The organism is Paenibacillus sp. J22P51 (assembly GCF_059692215.1).
The window spans coordinates 44,599-67,631 of the sequence record NZ_JCAUAZ010000001.1; the positions used below are offsets into that span (position 1 = coordinate 44,599).

Annotated in this window: 13 protein-coding genes; 2 read left to right on the plus strand and 11 right to left on the minus strand. The window is 43.8% G+C overall.

Going from position 1 to position 23,033, the window contains the following annotated elements:
• Positions 1–25: 25 nt before the first annotated feature.
• The 9 genes from AC58QC_RS00160 to AC58QC_RS00200 form a co-directional block, all read right to left on the minus strand.
• Positions 26–1,123 (minus strand): mandelate racemase/muconate lactonizing enzyme family protein, encoded by a 1,098-nt coding sequence (locus AC58QC_RS00160; RefSeq protein ID WP_497413185.1) that lies wholly within the window; start codon positions 1,121–1,123, stop codon positions 26–28.
• A 37-nt stretch (positions 1,124–1,160) separates the two neighbouring features.
• Entirely contained in the window at positions 1,161–1,922 is a 762-nt protein-coding gene (locus AC58QC_RS00165) for an SDR family NAD(P)-dependent oxidoreductase (RefSeq protein ID WP_497413186.1), read from the minus strand.
• A gap of 58 nt (positions 1,923–1,980) precedes the next feature.
• Entirely contained in the window at positions 1,981–2,646 is a 666-nt protein-coding gene (locus AC58QC_RS00170) for a GntR family transcriptional regulator (RefSeq protein ID WP_497413187.1), read from the minus strand.
• 180 nt (positions 2,647–2,826) lie between these two features.
• Positions 2,827–5,781: a discoidin domain-containing protein gene (locus AC58QC_RS00175; RefSeq protein WP_497413188.1), complete on the minus strand. Its 2,955-nt coding sequence runs from the start codon at positions 5,779–5,781 to the stop codon at positions 2,827–2,829.
• Between the two features lie 60 nt (positions 5,782–5,841).
• Complete coding sequence (locus AC58QC_RS00180; protein ID WP_497413189.1) at positions 5,842–9,966, minus strand: NPCBM/NEW2 domain-containing protein; 4,125 nt, start codon at positions 9,964–9,966, stop codon at positions 5,842–5,844.
• A gap of 311 nt (positions 9,967–10,277) precedes the next feature.
• Positions 10,278–12,383, minus strand: a complete 2,106-nt coding sequence (locus AC58QC_RS00185; RefSeq protein ID WP_497413190.1) for an alpha-galactosidase — start codon at positions 12,381–12,383, stop codon at positions 10,278–10,280.
• A gap of 36 nt (positions 12,384–12,419) precedes the next feature.
• Positions 12,420–13,235 carry a carbohydrate ABC transporter permease gene (locus AC58QC_RS00190; RefSeq protein WP_497413191.1) on the minus strand — a complete coding sequence of 272 codons (816 nt, stop codon included), beginning with the start codon at positions 13,233–13,235 and terminating at the stop codon, positions 12,420–12,422.
• Positions 13,232–14,110 (minus strand): carbohydrate ABC transporter permease, encoded by an 879-nt coding sequence (locus tag AC58QC_RS00195; protein WP_497413192.1) that lies wholly within the window; start codon positions 14,108–14,110, stop codon positions 13,232–13,234. Before AC58QC_RS00195 ends, AC58QC_RS00190 begins: the two co-directional genes overlap by 4 nt.
• 125 nt (positions 14,111–14,235) lie before the next feature.
• Positions 14,236–15,561 carry an ABC transporter substrate-binding protein gene (locus AC58QC_RS00200; RefSeq protein WP_497413193.1) on the minus strand — a complete coding sequence of 442 codons (1,326 nt, stop codon included), beginning with the start codon at positions 15,559–15,561 and terminating at the stop codon, positions 14,236–14,238.
• A gap of 190 nt (positions 15,562–15,751) precedes the next feature.
• Between AC58QC_RS00200 and AC58QC_RS00205 the strand changes: the two genes are divergently transcribed.
• Positions 15,752–17,581, plus strand: a complete 1,830-nt coding sequence (locus AC58QC_RS00205) for a cache domain-containing sensor histidine kinase (protein ID WP_497413194.1) — start codon at positions 15,752–15,754, stop codon at positions 17,579–17,581.
• The gene (locus AC58QC_RS00210; protein WP_497413195.1) at positions 17,578–19,131 is read left to right on the plus strand and encodes a response regulator; all 1,554 of its coding nucleotides are present in this window, start codon (positions 17,578–17,580) and stop codon (positions 19,129–19,131) included. Before AC58QC_RS00205 ends, AC58QC_RS00210 begins: the two co-directional genes overlap by 4 nt.
• 90 nt (positions 19,132–19,221) lie before the next feature.
• On the opposite strand, the gene AC58QC_RS00215 is transcribed toward AC58QC_RS00210, so the two are convergent.
• Together AC58QC_RS00215 and AC58QC_RS00220 are read right to left on the minus strand one after the other, a co-directional pair.
• Complete coding sequence (locus tag AC58QC_RS00215) at positions 19,222–20,478, minus strand: S8 family peptidase (protein ID WP_497413196.1); 1,257 nt, start codon at positions 20,476–20,478, stop codon at positions 19,222–19,224.
• A gap of 304 nt (positions 20,479–20,782) precedes the next feature.
• Entirely contained in the window at positions 20,783–23,029 is a 2,247-nt protein-coding gene (locus tag AC58QC_RS00220; protein WP_497413197.1) for a hypothetical protein, read from the minus strand.
• Positions 23,030–23,033 lie beyond the last annotated feature (4 nt).

Genomic DNA, 23,033 nt, shown 5'->3' on the forward strand with positions numbered 1-23,033 from the left:
AGCCTCCTATATGGATGTCGAAAGCCTATCTAATCCGGTATTCTTGGAAATACTTGGGGAGGATCGTCGTCGAAGCACCTGGCATTTGAGGCAGTACATAGTGCCCATTAACGACTGTAGCCGGCTCTTCAAAAATATGACGGATCCATGGGATATACTCAAGCATGATAGCGCCTGGCGTAGATGCGACAAGGTGCAGGTGAATTTGGCCCATATCACCTACATGCGGACAGATCGGCACATCATAGGAAGCCGCTAAGCCTGCTACTTGCAGCCATTCTGTTATACCCCCGACACGCGTTACGTCAACTTGGCAATATTCAATTGCGCCTTGGTGAATATAATCTCTAAACGCATATTTGTTATAGACATGCTCCCCTAAAGCAATCGGGACGTTTAGCTCGTCCGCAAGCTTTTTGTGACCCATAATGTCATCTGGGTTAAGTGGCTCTTCCAACCAGAACAGATCGAATTCTTCCAACTTTTTGCCCCACGTCATCGCGGTATTAATATTCCACTGTTGGTTTACGTCAATCATGAAGATTACATCGTCACCGATCGCCTTACGTACTGCCTTACAACGAGCATAATCCTCGCGCGAATCCGGTTTGCCGACTTTGATTTTAACCCCCGTAAAGCCTGACTCTACAATTTCAGCACAATCTTTAACCAAACGCTCTTGCGACCAGTTCAACCAGCCGCCATTCGTATTATAAGCTTTAATCGGTTGCGATTTAGCACCGCCAAGGAACTGCCATAGCGGCTTATTGCAAGATTTCGCCATGATGTCCCAAATCGCAATATCTACAGCTGCAAGGGCCATGTGCGTAACGCCGGATCTGCCGATCCAGTGCATTTTGCCAAAACGCATATCATTCCATAGCTCTCTTACCATAAACGGATCTTTGCCAATCAGAAGCGGCGCATAGTATTTATCGATCGTATCAACGATCATATCGTCACCCTGGGCACAAGTACCTGTGTAACCGTATCCAACAAAGCCCTCGTCCGTAAAGATACGAACACCAGCTAATCCCCAGTGAGTTGCGATATTGATAGCATCTGTAATCGGCGGTGTAATTGGCACGTGCAAAACAAAACTTTCTACTTTTGTAATTTTCATTAGAAACATCTCCCTATTTTTATGAATTCACCATGTATTAATAACCAAGTGAAGCTCCGCCATCGACAGGAAGAGCAACACCGGTAACGAAACCGGATTGTGTGCTTGCTAGAAACAACGCAGCTTGAGCAATTTCATCTGGGGTTGCTGGACGGCCAATTGGATGCATATCATTCAAAAGTTGAACGGTTGCGGTCGGATCATCCTGATCTTGAATCCATTGCTGCAGCAGGGGAGTCGAGACGCCTGCCGGGCATATACAATTCACTCTGACGCCATCCGGCGCATAGTCCAGGGCTAATGCCTTGGTCATGGCGACGACTCCGCCTTTTGTTGCAGCATATACGGGATTCATCTTTTGCCCCACCAAACCGTTGAGGGAAGCCATGTTGACGATCGAACCGCGATTTTTCTTTAAATGAGGAAGTGAATGCTTAACCATTAGGTACACACTCTTCAAATTAATATTGAAAAGTCGATCCCACTCCTCCTCCTCCACTTCTTCCAGAAACTTGGGTAAAATAACAGCGGCATTATTGACGAGAATATCTAGTTGCCCAAATCGATTTACGGTTTCTTGGATAAGTGATTGGACATCCGCATTACTTGAAACGTCTGTTTTCACAGCCACGACTCCATATCCAGAAGATGCTAACTCCTCTGCTAGCCGCGATGCTCCCTGTTCATTCCAATCGGCTATGATGACTGCTGCGCCTTGGGCCGCGAACAGGCGGACAATCGCTTCGCCGATACCTGAGCCGCCTCCCGTTACAATGGCTACCTTACCTTGTAGGTTCATTATCGCTGCCTCCACTCTTCATTATCATTTATCATGTATGATTTTATCGAAAAAAAATTTAGAGAAAGAAATTTCTAGTTCGAATATGCGAATGTTTTAAATGCTGTAATAAAGCTTTTTCTGCAGCCTCCAAATTACCAAGCGCCAACTCTTTTACGACGAGATTATGTTCATGCCATTCATCTTCAATCACTTGCTGATCTATCTCTTTATGGATGAATGATAAGTATCTCTGAATTTTTTCTATATATAAATGGATTAGTTGGTTTAAGGACTGGTTATCACAGTGTTCCAGAATTAAGCCATGCAAGCTTTCGTTCATTTCGGCAATGAACCGGATTTGTTCTTCGCTTTCCGTCGGTTTCCTGTTAGACCAGCTTTGCATGGCCCGCTCCAGTTCCGCAATGGAATCACGCGGTATTCGAGGGGCGGCTTTCTTAATAGCCAAGCCTTCCAGTTCCATCCGAATTTCAAACATCTCATCCAGCTCTTGCAGCGACATCTCGGCCACATACATCCCTTTAAAAGGGACCGTATTTACCAAGCCTTCTGCTGTTAATCTAGTGAGCGCTTCTCGAATAGGAATGTTACTGACTTCCAGGTCGCGGGCTAGTTGATCAATATTGATTTTTCCACCAGAAGCAATTTCATGGTTAAGGATTCGTTCCTTTATCAACGTATAGATTTCATCGGTTAATACATAGCGGCTTAGGCTCTTTTTCATATCAATCGCCTCAATATCTGAATGTAATTTATGTTATCTAGTTTTCTATCTGTTTATATTCCAAATCATACACGATTTATGATATAAAATAAATAGATTTTTTTAATAACATTGCCGCTCGCTTCCCTATTCGGAAAGCGAGCGGCGAAAGAAAGCAAATGTAGCCGCTAAACGAATTCTTTACTGGTAATAAATCTCGAATTCCCATACCGACGGATCCGTACCGTTACTGTCGTTCTGGACAGAAGTAACGTATAACCGAACTTTCGATGCAGTCACGCTGCTAAACGTGTCTGTTTTGGGCGCAGTCCCCATAATGCCTCCTGTGTAAGCGTCCACCCAACTCGATCCGTTCCAATATTGAACCTTATAGGCTGTAATCCGGTTGAAGGCCTGTTTGGTGACAACTTTGTTGAAAGTTGTGCTCGCTCCAAAATCGATCTCGAGCCACTGACCTGCGCCGCCCCCTGCTTGGGAGTTCCACCTTGTTGCCGCATTCTCGTCATTAGCTTTTGATGCGCTATAAGTGCTGCTGTATTGCGATGATGCGCTGGCGGTCTTGCCTGCCGCAAGGTTCTCATTCGACTTGACTCCTTCGACGTTAACTTCTGCAGCGGATCCGTAGCCACCGGTGCCTTCTACGACTTCAAACTTGATATACCTAGCGGGCACGGCATTGAATGATGCCGTTTTTTCCGTATTGTCGTTTGTCCAAGTTCCTTGGCTAACGATCTTCGTGAAGATTTGTCCATCCGTGCTCGTATAAATATTGTACTTAGTTACATTACCATTGCCGTTCTGGACATCTTGTCTCGGCAAATATCTCAATTTGTTGACTTCAAAAAATCCTCCCAGATTTACGATTAAAGATTGTTGGAGACGATCTGGCGTCGAAAATTGCGTATGCCAAAACGATCCGGTATTATCGTCGATTGCTTTTACTGCCGCATAACCGGAATGTTCGCTTGTTGAAATCGCGCTCATCTGGGAATGCGGAATGGTGATGGCTGTCGTCAAACTGGATTCGCTTCTATACATCGACCTGATTTCGTCCGCGCTTAGCGAGGTGTTGTAAATTCGGACATTGTCGATTTTACCGTTATAAAACCTTGTAGCTCCACTGGAGGTCATGCCTGCGCCGATTGTCCAATTCTTGTCTACCGATACGACGCCGGCCGTGGTATCTGGTGTGGAGGCAACCTGGATTCCATTCCGATACAGAATCCAATTCGCACCGTCATATACGCCTGCCAAGTGTACCCATATATTCGTTCCGATGTCTCCCGAAGGAATGGTATATTCGGCATAATGACTCGACCCGTTCCACGAGCCAATCTGATATTTATTACCTGAATTAATGCGCAGGAAAATCTCGGAAGACGAGGGACCTTTCCCAATAATATCGTCATTCCCCGAACTCACAGCAGCTGTATTTACCCATGCCGACAGCGTCAATTTATCGTTGCCTTTCATGGTAACAGGATCACCTAGACTAATATAATTGCTGGTGCCGTTAAAGCTATACGCATTGCCTTGAATACCGGTCGTTGACGAAGCTCCCGTTATGGTCCCGTTATTATCGTAGCCGGACGAGTCGTTGGCATTCCCATCCAATTTATAATGACCTGCCAACGCTTTCGGGTAAGCAGTTACTTTGATCACATAATCCCCGACCGTATCGACTAAGCCCCAATCCGGTACGGTTACGTTTAGATTACCGCCAGATTGCGTAAAGGTCAGGTTAGCTCCCGTGTTTAGATTTCTAACGGAAGTCACTTTATACCCCGCATCCGACACGGTGAGCATGCTCCCGGATGGTTTGGCCAATACATGCAAGTAGTGCGTATTGGTTTGAGGTTCAAGAGTAGTCACGCCATACGCACCAGCGTTCCAGTCGCCTGCAGGAAAACCGCCTTTACCGTGATTGCCAGCGATAACGGATCCGTTCATTCCGATTAATGATTCCGCCGCCCAAGCAAGATAATCATGCAGAAAATCATTATAGCTGCTTATGTTTGTTGGAAAATCGCCGTTAATGAGCGGACCTTCGGAAACCGAAGCGGCTGCGCCGGAACCAATTACATCAACAAATCTTTTAAGCTGAAAGACATTATTAACGGTTGGGGTACCTCCGCTGTACCACCAGTAGCCACCAGGTATTAACGTAAATTCGTTTCGAACTTCAGTCGAAGTGGTTCCCGCTACTTTGAAATCATTTGACGCGTGGTAGTAGGTTTCTTGAGAAATAACATCTGCCGGAATATTCGGAGCTGCGTTGTTCGTGAAAGTTACGAGATTAGGATCCAAATCATAAACGAAGTCTATAACATCCCGTTCCGAGAAATAATTGCTGCTAAATGTTGATGCGTTATATTGAGTTGATACGGAATCATAAGGGTACCCATTCGCCCAAGGATATTCATCTGAAGGATACCACGTCGGATTACTATACGCATCGAACCAGAATCCGTCTACGCCATAATTGTCATATAACTCTTTGATGTTATCGTACGTAAACGCGCCGAAACCATAATTGTTTTTGATATTATAGCCAGACTCCAATTGAGCTGTTGTCAGACTGGGATTCAGATTATGGACATAATCTTTATATCCTTGGACGTCCATATTCGTATAGGGTGGGGATGTATACTTTGCATTGAGCAAGCTGGTCGTTATATAAATGACGACTTTTATACCTGCGGCATGCGCTGCAGTGACAAGTTCATCGACATAATCCCTTGTTGTCGTCGGCGTTCCCGGTATGCTTGAGTTCCACGGCCTGATATAACCGAGATTACTGTGGAAGGTTGCCAGCGTAATATATTTTGCATGAATTTTAATGGCCTCGTCTACCCATTTATCGGCATCCCAATTGGCAGCAGCAGCTTCGAATGCAGCAACGGTCGGATATTGGTAATTGCCATCAGCGGACCAACCCTTACCGGTATTTAACCCCCAATGCAAGAACAAACCGACTTTGCCGGGCGTAAACCATTGATTCAGCCTGGCCTCGCTTGTGCTTCGGTAAGAAGTTAATGCGGTCGCGGATGATTTCGGCGGAACGACGATCAAGAGGGTAAACAATAATGCGGCGCTCAAGAGCAAGGAAATGGTTTTCTGAAGCTTCTTCGTCATCTTCATCTTTCCTCTCAATTTAGAATAATTGAAGTTGTTTAACCGGCGAATTCGCCTGAACTAGTGAATTATCGCATTCGCCCAATCCGCATGATCAGCTGCAATACCATCTCCAGCATCCGTTACGATTAGCTTGAGCTGACTGACGCCGACTAAGTCTACATTCACTTTCTGTGTCGGTGAATTATGTTGCATCACTCCGCTGTCAAAAACCTTAGTCTGGCCAGCGAAAACTTGAAAAATGATCGAAGTACGAGAGTCGTTAATATCGTCATCGACTCCTACATCGGCGGTAAACTTGTAATATGAATCTCCGATATCGTAGATGATAGTGGAGCTCGCATGTGTCCCGATCCCTTTAGAATAGGTTTTTCCGTTTATTTTCATAGGAGCGCCCGTGACACTCTTGTCTTTTTGTACGGTCCCCCACCCTGAAGTAGCGGACTGCCAGGTTAGATCGCTGAGATTACTGCCTTTACCTAAAACTATTGCATTCGCCCAATCCGCATGATCAGATTGAATGCCATTTCCAGCATCCGTTACGACTAGCTTGAGCTGACTGACGCCAGATAGGTCTACATTCACTTTCTGTGTCGGCGAATTATGTTGCATCACTCCGCTGTCAAAAACCTTAGTTCCGTCTGTGAAAACTTGGAAAATGACGGAAGCAGTAGGGTCGCTAGTATCGTCATCGACTCCAACATCGGAGGTGAATTTGGTATAAAGGCCTGCGACATCGTAGATGATGGTAGAGCTCGCATGTGTCCCAATTCCTTTAGAATAGGATGTTCCGTTTATATTCATAGGAGCGGTTGTGACACTCTTGTCTTTTTGCACGGTCCCCCACCCTGTAGTAGCGGACTGCCAGGTCAACTCGCTGAGATAACTGCCATTACCTAAAAGAGCCGCATTCGCCCAATCCGCATGATCGGCTGCAATGCCATCTCCGGCGTCCGTTACGACTAGCTTGAGCTGACTGACTCCGGCTAAGTCTACATTCACTTTCTGAGTCGGCGAATTATGTTGCATGACTCCACTGTCAAAAACCTTAACTCCGTCAGCAAAAACTTGGAAATTAATCGAAGTACGAGAGTCGTTAATATCGTCATCGACGCCAACATCGGAGGTGAATTTGGAATAAAGGCCCGCGATATTGTAGATAATGGTGGAGCTCGCATGCGTCCCGATTCCTTTAGAATAGGATGTTCCGTTTATTTTCATAGGAGCGGTTGTGACACTCTTGTCTTTTTGTACGCTCCCCCACCCTGTAGTAGCGGATTGCCAGGTCAAATCACTGAGATATGTTTTGCCTTTGCCAAATACCGTTAAATTAAACGAAGAGGTAGCGATTCCACCACCCGGCATTGTCACTTGTGCAGTAATTGTTACAGTACCATTCGACAAAGCCGTTACAAGTCCCGCACTGTTGACCGATGCAATAGCAGGATTACTACTTGTAAATACTTTGGCGGCTCCGGTGAGATCGACATTACTTTCAATTTTGACTGTATTCGTCGTACCAGCCTTCATACTGGATTGCATCCAGGCGTTTATCGGCATCGTGTACTTGATCGTTCTTTTGAACGTGTCCGGTATCGTTCCTGTTTTAACAAGGACGATATTCTCGCCAATCACTGTATTAAAACTAAGAAGTCTTCCAGCGGGCAACGTTTCTGCTTTCACGCCATTTCGGTACACATCAACACTTTGCGTGGCTCCCCATGGATTGTTAACTTTTGCCACTTGACCAAGCTTAGAATATAATTCTACAAACTCAATAATTTGGTTCCTTAAGGAAGATGTTACAGTAAATCCTTTTTTTGCTGCTAATTGAAATGCTGCATCCGTATCTTTGGGCCAAGCCCCGAATACATAAATGACGGGTTGGTCTGAACCGGCACCTGGAGCCAATGATTGTAGCAACGCACTCTGCATGCCTTCTGCGAATACACCGTCTTCCTGCGACGACACGCCATTCGGTTGAGAGTCTGTCGGGAGCCGGTTGGGAATAGAGTCTAGATTAGCTTTCCAGAAGGCTAAATGAGAAGTCAGCCCTAATTTAACCATGTCACTTCTGCCCAATCTTGCGCTATCCGTCATAAACCTAGACCACGAGTTTCCATTTGGACCGAATTCAGATACGGAAGTCCCGTTCAAATAGCTCGAATATCCAGTTTGCGTCTCATAGGTATTCATGTTCAAATCCCAAGCATTCGTATTTATTCCTGAAGCTTTGGATTCTAAATTGACCTGATCAAAAGCCAATAGCTCGATTTGATATTCGTCCCAGGAAGACGGATGATTCTGATACAAATAAAGATACGGTGTATGCCCTAAAGCATAAGTTGGCTTTCCGTCCGCGCGTGGTCTCGGAAGAAGCGCATTAGAGTCACTACTGAGCGGATTGGGAGCCAAATTATCCACAATCTCCTGCCATAAAGGAATCAAATTAGCGTCTATGCCAAGAAGTGTTGCCGCTTTAATAGCAGTAGGCATAATACCTCTTATATAATTGAGATCATTTAATATTTCGTCTCCGCCCCAAATCGTTTCTGCAAAGCCTGTTTTATAAATATGGTACTTATTATCCGTTCCTTTGATTAGATTTGGAAAGTTTCGATAAAATTCGGCTGCACCCTTAATCATCGGATAAGCCCGATTTTGCAGCCAGGTAGTATCTTGCGTGTAAAGATATCTGTCCCAATACATATTCGCTAAATCAGCTGCGTTATAAACAAGGTGCGTATGCCATCCAGACTTATTTTGCGAATTAGAAGCAACTGACCATCTAGACTCGAAACCATTTCTATTGCTTTTAAAATTTAAAACATCTGTCGTATAAGGCAATCCATTCAACAAACTGTTTTTAAGATTTGTGGCAATGCTGTTAGGTAAAATTTCAGGACCCGAAAAAGCTACCGTCTCAGGCACGTATAACCCTTGACTCCCCCATTGTTGTTGGGCTGCAGTTTGGTATTTGGAAATATTCGCTGTTTCCATATTTAAAAATGGATCTAGGAGCTCGGGATGATTGCCAGTTTCCAACCCGTACAAGGAGCGACTCGTATTAAAGAACCAATATTGAGATCCCCAAAGTTCCGATCCGTTGATCGTGTTGAATAACATGGAGTTCCATTTGGAAGGCATGTTGCCTCCCATACTCGATCCCATAAGGTAGTAAAAATTAACCCAATGCAATCCGTAGTCATTTTTATATCCCGTACCGTTCACGCCGGGAAAATAGACAAAGGATTTAGACCAAAAATCATGCCAATTATTTGTGTGCGAAGTTAAGATATTGGCATAACCCGTGGTCTTTGCGAAATCTACGTTGGCAATAACATTTGATTTTACATTTACGGTATTATCCATGCTAGCAGCACTTCCAACGAAAATCGTAAAATTTCCGCTGCCCGCAGGAACCGACAGCCTTAGCGTAGTAGCATTGACAGAGCTCGTTGTCCCTGTTCGTCCGATTACGTCAACGGCAACGGCGGAAGAACAATACATATCATTCGCCGTAATACCTGTATCTGCGGCTTCGCTCATAACTTGTTTGAGAATAATTTTACCGTTCTCCTGGGTTAAGGTAGATATGGCCGTATTACTTCCTTTTGTATCTGTGAGTGAAGAAAATATGGTACTCAAATCGATATTAATAGCGGTCGGCACCAACCGGTTATCCGTGACATTAATAGCAAAAACGTCGTTATCCTTCCATGAAAGTATATTGGCTTGAATCCCATTTGCATCGATAGTTTCAATCGCATCATAATAATTCAAATGCTGCATCGTGGATCCTGGAAGAAATACATCGCTGCCAAAATTGATCTTTATATTTCCCGAAGCACCAAACATATCAGTGTGAGAATTGCTTGCTCCGTTCGTCCTGAATACATCCGCTCGATTGATCTGCATCTTTAAATTTTGTGAATCCGGCATCCAGACCATGCTGCCCATTACCCCATTGCCCAGCGGCAATCCCAAATCACCGTTTGTAATAGGGGAAGTGAACAATAGATCTGCTTGTGATACGAGGCTCTTATAATCAACCGTCAGCATTTGGGAATCGCCTGCTCCGCCCGCAGCTTTTACTTCAGCAGGAGCAGCTAGAAACGAGATTGAAGCAACTAACAGTATCACAGCATTACATATACTTAGCGCTTTAAATATCATTCCTTTCATCAACCATTCATCCTCCTTTAAATTTTTTCAAAATCCGTATATTATGCTTCTCTGAGGTGAAATTGTAAATTAATAAAATTCCAAACCTCTATTACCACCACCTTTCCGGCAATCTGAACACAGATATTATAAAGCGCTTACAAAATATTTACGATGCACAAAATCCACTTTTCAACTGGACGAAATTGATAGTTTTTTATCTATGTAAAGTAGAAAAACTAAGAAAAACTGAAATTTCAATGAAGGTGAATACCCTCATTTTACTCTTCCAGTTTCCTGTGCTTTATTTTCTTATTCACCACTTTTGAGTTTCAGACTTTCGTAATCCGAATAACCACACTATCAAAATCACCCTTCAATTCCAGCTTAATCCCAATCTGCATCAATGCTTTACCACTGACATGTTGCGAATCACCATTGATCGCATACAGCGAATGTTCTTCCAATCCCGCAAGACGGACACGAGGCAACAAATTGCCAAATGAATTGCTATGTAGAAAGGCGAATACAACGGCCTCATCTTTACCAGCATTCACATACATACTCGCTGACACACTATTTTCTCTCGGTGAAAGTAGTCTGTACTGATCACCGTGCTGCACAATCGAGCGAATATCTTTATATAGTCGAGTGAGCTCGCTAGCTTCTGTTCTTTCCGCTTCGGACCAGTTCAACAGATTGTCGCCAATCCCTAAGTTGCCCATCATGGCGCAATGAAACCTGAACTTTAAAGACAGCTTTCTTTGATTCACCCAATTGACTTCATCTGTCACCCATGATTCCATCGTTTTGGCGCAATAAGCAAATGAAAACCCTTCTTGTATTCGCAATCGGTCAAAAGCATCCGTATTATCGCTAGTCCATACTTGGTCAAAGTGCTGCAACACGCCAAGGTCAACTCTTCCGCCGCCTCCAGAGCACGATTGAAAGATGACATCGGGATAACGGTCTTTCAATTTTTTCACAATTTCATATACGCCTAGTGCATGTTTCACCCATATTTCCCTTTGTTCGGATACGGAAGCAGATGGAAAACCAGGCTCGCTAAAATTTCGATTCATATCCCATTTAATAAATTTAATTTTGTAGGTGCCCAAAAGCTGGTCCATAAAGTTATAGATGTATTGACTCACATCTTCCCTCGCCAAATTTAAAATCAACTGGTTGCGAATTTCAGTTCGTTGTCGCGTCGGAAAATGATATACCCAATCAGGATGGGCTCGATATAAATCGCTATCCGGATTGACCATTTCTGGTTCCACCCACAGTCCGAAATCCATCCCCAACGCATTTACCTTAGAAATCAAGCCTTCCAAGCCTTGCGGGAATTTCTCTGGGTTAACATGCCAATCGCCTAAACCTGCTTTATCACTGTTTCGTGCTCCAAACCATCCATCGTCCATAACGAACAGCTCAACACCAATGGAAGCAGCTATTTCTGCAAGGTCCACTTGTTGCTCCTCCAACACATCAAAAGAGGTCGCTTCCCACGAATTATAAAGTACTTTTCTAAGCTTCTCTCTGCTCGAAACAGGCAGCAAACATTGCAACTGCAGACGATGAAGATTGCGACTCGCTTCTCCAAATCCGCTATTCGAATAACCGATAAAGAAACCAGGCGTTATGAAACTGGATTGCGGTTTCAAGTCCCAACAGAAATCAAAATCATTCACGCCCGCACTTACTTTAACCAGTCCAAAATGGTCCTTTTCAAGTGTGATTTTCCAATTTCCGCTAAACGCAAGCGCACCGAAATACACTTCGCCGGTCGATTCAGTCGCGAGGCCATTCGGATCCAGCGCAAAGAAAGGATTCGCATAATGACTCGTCGTACCTCTTCTGCTTTCCAGTACGATTTTGGTCGTTGGAAGCATGATCTGACTAAATTGGGTTTCACCAACCCACTTGCCTGTCAAATAACTGAGGCGATATTCGTTATGTTTGGGTACGTAAGTAGAACCGGATAATGCCGTTTCTAATGCTATGCTTAGCTCGCCGCCATTTACGATTTCCGCTTTTCGTTCAATGATGTCGAAGTTTTCATATAGCTTGTATATTAGATGAACCCATAACGGATAGTGCTGATCTTTTAGCGTGATCGTCAACGTATCGGTTGTCTTACTCCAGGTTTCAAATGCAAGATCAACATCCCGCACATGATCGGAAAATGTTGCTTTTAGGCAAGGCTCCGTATATTTGGCTTTGGACCACCCCATATATTCCTCAGCGCTTAATTCGCTTCCCAACGTATATGGATATTCCGACTCAATGGTCGCATTTGGATAATCGGAAAGGTAGGGAAGTTTGGCACCAAAATAGGTATGATTGATTGTCCCTGTTTCACAAAGCCCGATCGCATAAGCCATCGAATTAGTTTCAATTACCCAGATCAATCTCTTCTCATCAAAATGTATCATCGTCATCCTCCACGTAAAGTGATCATCCAGCTTCTTTTAACCCTTTACCGCGCCTGACATCATGCCTGATATAATGTAACGTTGACCGATTACATACGCGATAATGATCGGCAATGTCGTCAATACGATCGATGCGCATACCAAATTCCAACTGGAAATGTAAGTACCATAGAAGTTATACACGGCCAGTGTCATCGGATTATATGCTGTCTTATTGAGCACGTAAAGGGGAATAACAAAATCGTTCCAAGCGTTCATAAAATTAATCAACAGCGCTGTAATCGATACCGGTATCAGAAGCGGGAACAAAATCTGGAAAAACAGCTGCCACGGACCACATCCGTCGATAACCGCAGACTCGTCCAAGTCTCTCGGCACCGAAGAGATAAACCCATAGTAAAGAAACACAGTGAAAGGAATCATGAGCGCGGAATAGAGTAAGATAATGCCTTGAAAGGTATTCATGACATGCAGGAGTTGCATGACCTTAATCGTAGGGATCATATTCAATGGTGCGATCAATCCGATAATGAAATAGTAATACAGTGCACGATTCCCCTTCGTTCTTCTGCGAGACAAAATGTACGCCCCCATAGCGGAAGCGAGATTCGTCAGCAGGACTGAACCCATCGAGATGATCATGCTGTTCCTGAAAGCACGTATCATATGTCCTTTTTCTATGACCGTCCAATAATTTTTAAATTGAAATTCAAGCGGCAGACGTAAATTCATTAGATCTGCTTCCGCTGACGTTTTGAATGAATTCACAATCACTAAAAATAACGGAACTAAAAAGATCAACGTAATGATCCATACCCAAACTTCCTTTAGGACAACTTTCACGCCTCTCATGCTTCCACCTCAGACTTTCTAGCTAAAATGGAGAGTGCGGAAAGCGCGACAATCGTAGTTAACAGGAATACTAGCACACCATATGCGGTGGCGAGTCCGTACCTGCCAGCGGAGAACTCCCTGAATACGGCGGTGTTCAGCACTTCCGTAGCGTTGCCAGGCCCCCCTTTTGTCAACACGAAAATCAAATCAAATACTTTAAATCCATTAATTAGGTTCAGGACTAAATTGATCGTTAAAGCCGGAAAAATCAAGGGTAGCGTTACGTTCCAAAATCTGTTCCACGCATTAGCGCCATCCATGGAAGCGGCCTCGTAGTAGGACTTATCGATCGTTTGCAAGCCGGCCAAATAAATAATCATGTTGAAGCCGACAAATTTCCATGTTTCTACGGAAATAACCGAGGCCAAAGCAAACCGGATATCTACTAGCCATCCTTGCGTCCAAGATTCCAAGCCAATTGTGGTAAGAACTGAATTGATAATGCCATGATTCGCATCGAAGACAGATGAAAAAATAAGTCCAATGATAAGCGGAGAAATCGTCACCGGCAAGTAAAACAGCGTGCGGAGCACATTCTTCGACTTCAGCCCTTCATGCAACAGAAGCGCGAGCAATAACCCCAGCACATTTTTTAGCAGCGTGGTGAACAAGGCAAATCCCGCGGTATTTTCAAGGTATTTAACGAATACTCTTCCTTCCGTGATCATCTGTTTGAAATTATCCAAGCCTACGAAATTCACATCATCGTTGAACGTATTCCAATCCGTTAAAGCATAATAGAAGCTGAACAAACTAGGTATAAAAAACAACAGCGTATAAATACCTACTGGAACAATTAAAAAGTACATGGGATAAATTTTCTTCATATTCATCGTATTCTCACTCCTCTTGCCTCCGCATAGCTTATGTTGTTGGTTTTCAAGGTGAAAAAAAGGAGGAATGCCCTGATAAGACATCGCCTTATGTCCGACAATTCCCCCCGTATTTAACTACGTCATTACTTAGCCACTTTAAAGGATTTATCGCGGCTTTCATCCAGCTTTTGAAGCACTTGCTTCGGCGCCGATGCCCCTGCAATCATATCCTGAATTGACTTACCTACCAGTCCGCCATCCCAGAACTTTAGGGAAACCTCGTAAGCTTGGCTAATGTTTTTACCTGCAATTTCATTGATGCTTTTCAGAGCTGCGGTTGGCGGCGCCACATCAATACCGTTAAAAGAAGGCTCTCCCAAATCTTTTCTCTCCGTATAGAAGGCTTTCAAGTTGTCTGGTTTGGAAAGGAACGCAAAGTATTGTTTTACAGCGTCAATATTTTTGCTTTCTTTGTTAACAACGCGGACGATACCTCCTGAAGAAGTTGCGAACCCTTGATTATCCCCTAGTGGTATAGGGAACATTTTCCATTTATCTGCACCCGAATTAGGAAACTTTGCAAGTACTTCTTGTTGATAGGTCGTATAAGCAAGAAACATCGCGGATTTACCAGTTCCTATTGCTTCATAGCCATGGTCCCAATCGTTAGATAGAACATTTTTTCCGAAATAACCTTTTTTGTTCATGTCATTTAATTGCGTCATCGCCGTTTCCAATACGGCTTGATCAGCAAATTTGGCTTCGTTTTTGTTTAATTTATCGGTAAGGCCAGGCCCAGCTGCCGTTAACGTAGACACACCAGACAGCCAAAGCGGCAAATGCCATTCATCTTTTCCGTTTTCGTAGATTGGCGTGATGCCGTTCGCTAACAATTTATCGCATAACGCTGCGAATTCTGCGTAAGTTTTCGGAGGTGTTAAACTATATTTGGCAAACAAGTCCGTGTTATACAGTACGCCCCACCCGTCGACAGACCATGTGTTGAAACCGTACAGCTTGCCATTGATGGACGCTCCGCTCTTAGCCCAACCTTTCAAATTCGCTGCCCAAGGCTCATTGGATAAATCCAAGAAATTTTTATCCGGTTGGAAATTGTCCATTCCGATACCTGAAGGCATATAGATGACATCTGGTGCTTCATGCGTGGATATTTTCGTTTTCACTATGTTCATATACTGATCGTCCGGATTTACTTGAAAATCGATTTTAATACCCGATTCTTTCGTGAAAGCTTCAGCCAATTTACGATCGATGTCCTTCACCCAGTTTTGCGAAGAGCCTACTGTAAGTGTCACATCTTTTTTCGCAGCTGGTGTGCTTGCTGGAGTGCTTGCTGGTGCCTTCTCACTTGCCGCCGGAGTCGCTACTTCTGTTTTAGTACTGCAACCTGTTACAATGACAGTTAATGCAGTAGCGATCGTGAAAACGGTTAGTAATTTGCGTTTCATTGCAATTCCCCCTAGTAATATTATGAGACCCTCGAGTGTCTAAAATTAGTATAAAACGCTTTCATTTTAATTGCGATGCACAAAATCCACCTTTCAACTGGACAAAATTCACTTCCATATTTTGATTGAGTTCTATCCCTTACATGTTATAATGAGAACCAAAATAGAACCTCAGGAGATGGCCGGTTCCATGCCAAAATTAGCGATCAAGACGATCCAATCTAAATTGTTTGTCACTTTTTCGATTCTTATTGTCAGCATTGTGATGTTACTTGCCACGCCGTTCTATTATTACATAGCTCATATTCTGAAAGAAAGAGCATCTGAATCCGCTTACCAGTCCGCTTCCTACATTTCGACTCAATTAGATTCTCAGATAGAAAATATGGATAACACAGCTGTTAAAGTCATTTCTTCGGGAAAAGTAAGGGATCTGTTTTTTCAAAATATAGATTTCATTGATACTACGATATCGCTGGGGATTCAGCGACAAATCAATGAGATCATTTATTCCATTATGGGGCCTCTTCAACTGGATTGGCAGATTAACCTATTTGATACCAACGGTCGTTTTGTCGGAATCGGCAACAATTCTTTCACCACCTCTTTCGGAAACAAGCCGGAAACGTTAGATTGGGTCAAAGAATCACTGGATCGAGACGGCAGAAAATTCGTAACCGCCCCGCATCCCGATGATTGGAGCACAAAGGGTAAAGAAGTAATCTCCTTAGCTAGGATGTTTCCTTGGGAGATCGGTTCCAAGCAGCGAGGTATTGTGGAAGTTCAGTTGAACTACGAAACCGTAAAAAGGCTAATTGCCAAACTCATGGCTGGACCATCCGAATCCACCTTTTCTAAGAAGTCCGTTTATATTTATAACGATCAGGGAAGCGTCATTTACCCCGTTGATTCACTATCAGAAGAAAATACGAAGCTATATTGGGATACGCTACAATTGAAAAAGAGCGAATCTGATGTGCTTACATTTAAAAACTCAGTTCGTAATGAAAGTGAAATCCTAGCTTATTTTCGATCCGGATACTCGAAATGGACAGTTGTCACTGTGCAATCTGAAAGCATATTGCTCCATCCCGTGAAGGTATTTCGAAATACGATTTTCTTAGCCGTATTGGGATTACTGCTTATCACGTTAATTGTTTCATATTTTGCCGCCCGCGGACTTACATCACCGATCAAGCAGATGCATAAATCGATCCGTGCGCTCCGAATTGATACGCTCGAGCCCGCATCCCAGATAGAATCCAGTGTCGCTGTGAATGAGCTGGAGAGCTTGAATAACGCATTCAAGAAGATGTGTGCTCGCCTGCAAAGCTCGATCGAGGAAACCTTCATCTCCCGTTCGCAAGAAATGCGAGCTCGCATGTTAGCCCTTCAATCTCAAATGAATCCGCATTTCCTATACAATACCATTACGATTATCAGCATTATGGCAGAGGAAAAGGACCATCAAGACATCGTACAAATGTGCCGTCACTTATCACGCATGTTACGCTACATTTTATCGGACAAAGACATGCATGTCAGCCTGGCAGACGAAGTGGATTACGCGAAAAGCTATATGACTTTGATGCAAAACCGTTATGAGAACATGCTCCAATTTGAAGTTCAAATTGATCCAACAATAATGATTGAAAGCGTTCCCAAGTTAGTGGTGCAACCGATTGTAGAGAATTGTATCAAATACGCCATTCACGTGGATCCCCCTTGGAAAATCCAGTTAATTGGAGAATTGGATGGAGATCGATGGCGCATACGAATTCTAGATAATGGCAGCGGATTTACTTCAGAAGCTCTAGAAGCTCTGCAAGCATCCAAAGATTCTGAACGAACGGACAGAATGGGTCTCAAAAATATAGCCGAGCGACTTCGCTTATTGTATGGCAGTCAGGCTGAATTTACGGCGTTCAACCTTGCTGAAGGCGGAGCTTGCGTTACAATTGGAGGACCTCTGACCTTAAATAACATGAAACTAGTACACAAGGACGGTGTATCAGCATGACAGAGTTCAACAGATCGTCTACATTCCGAGTTGTTGTGGCCGAAGACGAGCCAAGGATTTTAAAAAATATCGTCTCAAAAATTCAAGACAATTCTACTCGCTTCCAAGTTGTCGCATCCACTTACAATGGTTTGGACGCATTAGAAGCAATTCGTGAGCTTCAACCTGATGTTCTCTTTACCGATATTCGAATGCCCAAAATGGATGGCATGCAGCTCATTGAGCAGGTAACCAAGCAATTTCCTACGATCGCGATTGTCATTGTCAGTGGATACAATGATTTTGAGTATGCAAAAGGAGCTATGCAATTCGGAGTTAAAGATTATTTGTTAAAGCCGATTGATGCAGATGATGTCCAAGAAGCACTGCTACGGATTAGCAGCATGTTGGATGCTAGGCTCGAGCTTACCGAGAGGGAACAACTTCGGGAAGCACTCCTTAACCCGCTCTCTCGAGCCGACATCGCCTACTCTCTTCACAATCAACTTTTTCAATTGGTATACATTCACCCAGGTCACCTTCCTGGAAGCCAGTTTTCGCCAGAAGCCGTCAAACATTTCGAGCAATTATGGGGTCGAATTGAACATAGCGGTGTTCTCACAGAGCAATTAAAAGAATTCGATTCCTGGTGGATGATAGAGCCTAAGCAAGTATTCGGAAAGTACATTGTCCTGCGGACACAAGTGAATTCGGAATATCACATACAGGAACTGGCGGAAAATTTACTAAGTGCCATCCACATGCAAATTGCCCCTTTTCCGGTTACCATAAGTTTGTGCGCTAGCCCAATACCTGTTGATCAGTTATGGGATCAGAGCCAACAGTTAATCTGCGAAGTAGATAAGCAGCTCGTTATTGGACATTCTACGGTTCTCTCAGCCTTCAAGGAAACCCAAGGATTACCGCCACGCATCGATGCAATCACCCAACAAAGGCTGTCGCAGCTTATTCAAACCACTAATAAATCACAAGTCTATAAGGAAATCAGTGAGCTATTCCAACTATGGGAAGATGAACAACGTCCCCAGCGTTGGGTAGAAAGAACCCTTCAGCATTTATTTCAACTGTTTCATCAACATGCCATTCTCGTATCCGATGATGAGCTTTCTCATTTGGAATACGATATCTTGAGTAAAATTCCGCTCAGCTCTAATCTAACATCCATTCTGGAAGGTATTTGGTTAATCTTGGATGCAGCTCTTTTCGTGAATGCTGAAAAAGAAAGCGAAGGCGGGCTTGAACTTACAAACCGAATAGAAGCTTATTTAAAAGCAAACTATTCCTCATCTATCACCTTGGAGGAGATTGCAGACAAGTTTCATTTTAACGCTACTTATCTCATCAAAGTTTATAAAAAATACAAGAACACCACGCCCTTGAAATATCTCATCTCCCTTCGCATCGAAGAAGCGAAAAGACTGATTGCCTCGTCGCCGGAGCTGAGTTTTAAGGAAATTGGTGCTATTGTAGGCTACGCTGACCCCAATTATTTTAGCCGTATATTTAAAAACTCAACTGGCATTAATTTGTCTGAGTATAAACAAGGATAAACACATGAGGAGGGCAGGGGTTCCAAAATACGCAAATCAAACCATGGACTTATAGTCCATGGTTTGATGGAATTACTTTAGTTAATTCTTTTATTGGTGTGGAAACCCAAAGCCGGAAGCAATATCATCTCCTGAAGATGCAGATATTCCACCGAGTATATCGTTTTCTTTTCTACTAGCGATATTTTGTAATTGTGAACGTACTTCTAGGGCTGCAAAAGATGGATTTGTGCTCCAAATCTTTGCCGCAAGACCGGAAATATGAGGAGTTGCCATAGATGTGCCACTTAGTGTATTATATCCCCCATCATTCCAGGTGGATTCAACATTTCGACCAGGTGCGCTTACTTCGACATCTCCCTCTTGAATGATATAATCCCCTGCTGTTAAATAGTATCCTCTGGAAGAGAAATCGGCTATTCGTAAGCTGCTACTTTCAATTACATTTTCAAGTGCGGCTACGGCTACTACATTCGATAATCCCCCAGGATAACTAATGGTACCAGGATTAGGTCCTTCGTTTCCTGCTGCCGCTATCACAAGAACGCCTTTATTTACGGCATTATTAATCGCAGATGCAATCAAGCTATCCTTTGTACTTGAACCCAATGACATTGAGATAATTAACTTTTTATTCGTAGAAACAGATTGTTTTACAGCCTCATCAATAGCTCTGGCGATATCATCCGAATACCCTGACCCTCTATCATTTAGAACCTTATATGCCCAAAGATCGGTACTCGGAGCAACTCCCCATATTCCTGCAGCGGAAACTCCACCATCGGCCAAAATAGTCCCCGAGACATGGGTTCCATGTCCATTCCCATCTGAGCAACTACCTTCAACAATAGGTTTTTTCATATTGCTGAAGTCCCTACAACTTTTTACCCTTCTCGTTAAATCAGGGTGATCTTTATATACACCAGTATCCAATACAGCAACTGTAATGCCGTTTCCTCCAGAAGTATTTGTAATCAACGCATTATTATAAATCTTTTCGATTCCCCAAGGAGTCGAGTCGCTTGGACCCTTTACTGTTACTTTCCCTTGAGTCCTATTGGTTTCCATCGTATGCACGATTCCAACCTCTGAAACAATAATACCCTCATCCTTGCGTTTTCGTATTTCTTCTAATTTTTGCTGGGAAACCTCCGTTGTAAACCCTTGTTCTTGAAAGTCATGACGGACACCATACTTTGACTTTAATCCTTCCTTCACAATTTGTTTATTCGTATTTATAAGAACTCGAATCTGTTGTTCTCCACTGCTTGCTGTAACACTAGAAACAAATAGTGACATATGAACAACTAATAATAGTGAAAATATTCCCCACTTTTTAATCTTCAAAAAAACCCTCCTCAATGCAAAAAGTTGTTTTTACGACTCGTACTATCTTATGCGTTCTAATTTTCTTTGATTCCGTTTATTACATACTTACGAACGACAATGCACCGAGAGGGGCACATTGTGCGACCAATAAGCACTCATCAAATGTTGGCTATTTTTTGTTTCCCCTCATCAAAATTGTAACTTCATTCGCAGCATCATTTAATCCTTGTTGTGGAAAAGTATCCCCTACTATGATTTATTGCACAAAGCCCCCTGCCTATAAAAATAGACAGAGGGCTCTAAATAAATCGACCTTACATTATCATGTAAAAGATATAACCTTATTCTCGCCAGGTTGTAAGCGAACACTGCGGCATTCTAGCCGGACATTCAACTCCTTAGCCTCTGATACCTTACTAGAGTGTTCCGCTAGCACTTTAACCTCTGCTTCAAACGGTGTGGAATTAGACAAGCGAACGAGGAAGGGGAAATCGGAAACCTTAACCGCCTCCACATGATCGATGGCGATAACAAGGCCAGTATCCAATTGAACATACACGCCAGGAATCTCTGAAAAGGTAAGCATGTTCGCTACTTCAGACCATGTGATACCGCAGAAGACCCCTCCGATGTTAGAATGTCCTTCCCAATCACTCATGTTCACCCGTTCGCACATCATGCCAGCTGGCAATTGAACCGGAGTTTCGTCCCAGGACAAGATCGGGCGATCTTCTCTTGACAAATACTGCGGGAGATTATGGGCTGTCTCTCGAATCATTTCAAGATAGAAGGCATTGCCGCTATAACGAAATAGCTTGAACAAGCTATCCCCCGACAACGTACATATACCTGGAGCACTATGTTTGTTCTGCACGTTAGCGATAACTGAACCCGCTGTTTGAATGGCGAGTCGCCCGAATTCTGCTCCCGTTGGCCAATGGTAATCGTAAGACACGTTCCACGTCGCACACTGGTGTGCCATCTCGCAAGCCTTCTCGACCCAGTGCCTTTTGCCAGTCGTTTCGTATAGGATAACGAAGCTTTCGAGCATCGCATAAGCAGATTCACTGTCCGGACATTGCAGAATTTCCGATGGAGCGCCTGTCGTCAAACCGAACTGGACGTCGCGCTCATAATAGTGCAAAGCTACCGCTTCCGCTACCTCAGTATATATAGGTCGGTCTAGAAACGCACCACACAAAGCCAGTCCTGCTGGCACGATTGCCCCTGCTGTCGAACCGCCAACGTAGAGCTCACCCGTCTCGATGTCAGCGTATTGACCCAATTGTCCGTTAGCTTTCCAAAGACGAACGAAAGCATCCGCTAACTTCGAAAGTGGTTCCTTCCAAGCTTCAACCACAGCTTCGAACCCGCCATCTCTCTTGAGCAGCATACACTGCTTGAGCAGAAAATAAAGTGCATCCCCATTCTTTCGGATAGCGAACATATTGTTTGGCCATGGTTCCCAAATCCCATCGCTTACAATGTTTCCATCTATTCCGCTTGAATAGAGGAAGCCCGTAGGTGCTTGTCCCTTGGTCAACAAACGATTCGTGCTTCGAATTGCTCGATTTCTTGACTTTTCGTTGCCTTCGGCTAGTAAAGCATAAGTAGCCATTGTTCCGCCGACCCAACCGATTTGGTTGTCCATTAAACCGCCGCTGAAGCTCGGAAAATACTCCCCTTCTTCATTCCATCGTTGGTTATAAGCTTCCTCCTGAATCTTCCAGCCGGCTGAGAACGGGATACTATTTACTAACTCTGGATCACCCGTCAACTGTTTGCGTATGGTTACGAAGGAATCGAACAACGTTTGAACGGATGGGCAGGGGAAAAAGCAAATTTTAAACCGGATATCAATTGTCTCACCCTTCTTGAAATCGGCAGCCCGATCAGGTGAAAGCGCACCTTTCCTATTACAAATACTGTAGACATTACCTTCCCGTTTCCCCGGAAAGGTTAGCATGATAACAGCCCGACTTCTCTCTGCATTCTCTTTGATATGCAGTCCCGTTTGGCCAGCAGCCGTTTCTTGTGTCGTCAAAATCCAACATCCCGTTTGCGACTTTGGAGAATGGAAGCCTATGGCGGGCGTAGACAAATCTCCGGATAGCAAATCAATCGAAGAGGCCTCCCCCAAGCGGTTTGATAATCGCGGAACGTCAGTAATCGTAACAGGTCCCTCAACTTTCATTTCTTCATTATTTGAGAGGAAAGGTGGGTACGTAAGTGACTTCGCTTCGAATCGGTTGCCATTGTAGACTGCACCCGGCAGAAGTAAATAATGACTTTCCGACCATTCCTCCATCGTGAATTCTAAGGAGAAACCTTGCTCCGAAACTTCCCCTTCCGCCAGCTCTAAGGTTAGTGTAACGTCCAAGGTCGGGTTCTGCGCCGGAACCGGCTCTGCCTTGATCTTACAGCTCCACAGCCCCCCTTCCGTACGGATCGTTTGAAGAGGGCTGTCAAGATCAAACAAGGATTCCGAGTGTACTTCATTGTTATTGTACTGCTTTACTTTCGCTTGCACGGAGCAGCGATGTTCCCTTAGAAACTGACCAATATGCACAATT

Coding starts and splice junctions, on each gene's coding strand:
- AC58QC_RS00190 (WP_497413191.1), bottom strand. CDS start 13,235: ATGAGAGGCGTGAAAGTTGTCCTAAAGGAAGTTTGGGTATGGATCATT.
- AC58QC_RS00210 (WP_497413195.1), top strand. CDS start 17,578: ATGACAGAGTTCAACAGATCGTCTACATTCCGAGTTGTTGTGGCCGAA.
- AC58QC_RS00205 (WP_497413194.1), top strand. CDS start 15,752: ATGCCAAAATTAGCGATCAAGACGATCCAATCTAAATTGTTTGTCACT.
- AC58QC_RS00185 (WP_497413190.1), bottom strand. CDS start 12,383: ATGATACATTTTGATGAGAAGAGATTGATCTGGGTAATTGAAACTAAT.
- AC58QC_RS00180 (WP_497413189.1), bottom strand. CDS start 9,966: ATGAAAGGAATGATATTTAAAGCGCTAAGTATATGTAATGCTGTGATA.
- AC58QC_RS00160 (WP_497413185.1), bottom strand. CDS start 1,123: ATGAAAATTACAAAAGTAGAAAGTTTTGTTTTGCACGTGCCAATTACA.
- AC58QC_RS00165 (WP_497413186.1), bottom strand. CDS start 1,922: ATGAACCTACAAGGTAAGGTAGCCATTGTAACGGGAGGCGGCTCAGGT.
- AC58QC_RS00195 (WP_497413192.1), bottom strand. CDS start 14,110: ATGAATATGAAGAAAATTTATCCCATGTACTTTTTAATTGTTCCAGTA.
- AC58QC_RS00170 (WP_497413187.1), bottom strand. CDS start 2,646: ATGAAAAAGAGCCTAAGCCGCTATGTATTAACCGATGAAATCTATACG.
- AC58QC_RS00200 (WP_497413193.1), bottom strand. CDS start 15,561: ATGAAACGCAAATTACTAACCGTTTTCACGATCGCTACTGCATTAACT.
- AC58QC_RS00175 (WP_497413188.1), bottom strand. CDS start 5,781: ATGACGAAGAAGCTTCAGAAAACCATTTCCTTGCTCTTGAGCGCCGCA.